Source organism: Ralstonia sp. AU12-08, from assembly GCF_000442475.1.
Lineage (GTDB): Bacteria > Pseudomonadota > Gammaproteobacteria > Burkholderiales > Burkholderiaceae > Ralstonia > Ralstonia insidiosa.
Window position 1 is genome coordinate 1 of the sequence record NZ_ASZV01000073.1, and the last position, 1,280, is coordinate 1,280.

Annotated in this window: 2 protein-coding genes; both read right to left on the reverse strand. The window is 57.5% G+C overall.

Translation table 11 applies throughout. The features are described from left to right. Positions 1 to 41: 41 nt before the first annotated feature. Positions 42 to 890, reverse strand: coding sequence for an IS3 family transposase (locus C404_RS0130715; protein ID WP_310722459.1), 849 nt, complete (start codon positions 888 to 890; stop codon positions 42 to 44). After that, positions 839 to 1,201, reverse strand: a complete 363-nt coding sequence (locus tag C404_RS60815) for a transposase (protein ID WP_004630237.1) — start codon at positions 1,199 to 1,201, stop codon at positions 839 to 841. Before C404_RS60815 ends, C404_RS0130715 begins: the two co-directional genes overlap by 52 nt. Between the last annotated feature and the right edge of the window lie 79 nt (positions 1,202 to 1,280).

Genomic DNA, 1,280 nt, shown 5'->3' on the forward strand with positions numbered 1-1,280 from the left:
TGGAGTGACCCCTTGGGGCTGGACAGGGCGGCAGTTAGAAACTAAGCCGCCTGCAGGGTGAGTTGGGACTCGAACTGGTTGGGCGAAACGTAGCCGAGCGCCGAGTGCATTCGCTTGGCATTGTAGGTGTCTTCAATGAACCTGGGCAGACGCGCAGCGACATCATCGAATGTCCGGTAACCGGCCAGGTACACTTCCTCGACTTTTAACGTCTTCATAAAGCTCTCGGCCTGGGCGTTGTGGTAAGGGTTACCCGGCGCACTCATTGAGCCGATCAGACCATATTCACGCAGCGCAGCCCGGTACCTCGCGCTTGCATATTGCGAGCCCTGATCGGTGTGGTGAATGCAGCTTCCTGGCGTTGGACGCCTGTTTCGCAATGCGGCGAACAACGCGGCCAAGGTCAGGTCGGTGTCGATGCGACGAGAGATCGCGTAGCCCACGACTTTGCGGCTACACGCATCCAGAATGGCCGCGAGGTACACAAAGCCTGCGGCGACTTTGATGAACGTAATATCCCCCACCCAGACCAGATCCGGCTTGGAGGGAATGACATTGCGATACAGGTTTGGAAACGCCGCAAGATCTCCACTCTCGGTACCTGCACGCGCATATCGGCGTCGCGGCCTGACACTTAGATCGTGCTGCCGCATGATCCGAGCGACCCGTTTGTGGTTGACGTGATGTCCGCGTGCGCATAGCTCCCGGACAACACGTCGATAACCATACCCGGGAAACTCATCTTGAATCTCGCCAATGAGTTCCACCAAGCGGCCATCACTGAGCTCGACAGCTTTGGCCGTGGAGCGATAGTAGTATGTACTGCGAGGCAGCGCGATCACGTTGCACCCCTGGCGGATGGAGCAACGAAGGGGCCGCTCACGATCGATGAGTTCTCGTTGCTGCTGACGAGCAGCAGGCGCGACGTTTTTTTTAGCAGGTCGACTTCCATGGTGAGCTGTCCCACCTTGCGTTCCAGTGCAGCGATCTTGACCTCGTATTCTGCGATCGTTGACGCTGCGACTTCTTCACTGTCAAGCTCACCGCGATCAAACTGGTTCAGCCACATCTGAATGAGGTTGGCTGAAATTCGATAGGTTCGCTGCGCCTCACGACGGCCAATGCGGCCGTCACGAATGTCGTGACATAGCTGCAACTTGAATTGCGGACTATGCCGCCGGTACGACCCGTTTGTTGACATCTAGCTGATCCTTGTAGGGGCCCAGCAAGCGTATCACTCCCTAACTGCCGCCCTGTCCAGCCCCAAGGGGTCACTCCAA

Excerpts from the sequence above, each read along its gene's own strand:
- C404_RS60815 (WP_004630237.1), bottom strand. The coding sequence starts at position 1,201 with ATGTCAACAAACGGGTCGTACCGGCGGCATAGTCCGCAATTCAAGTTG.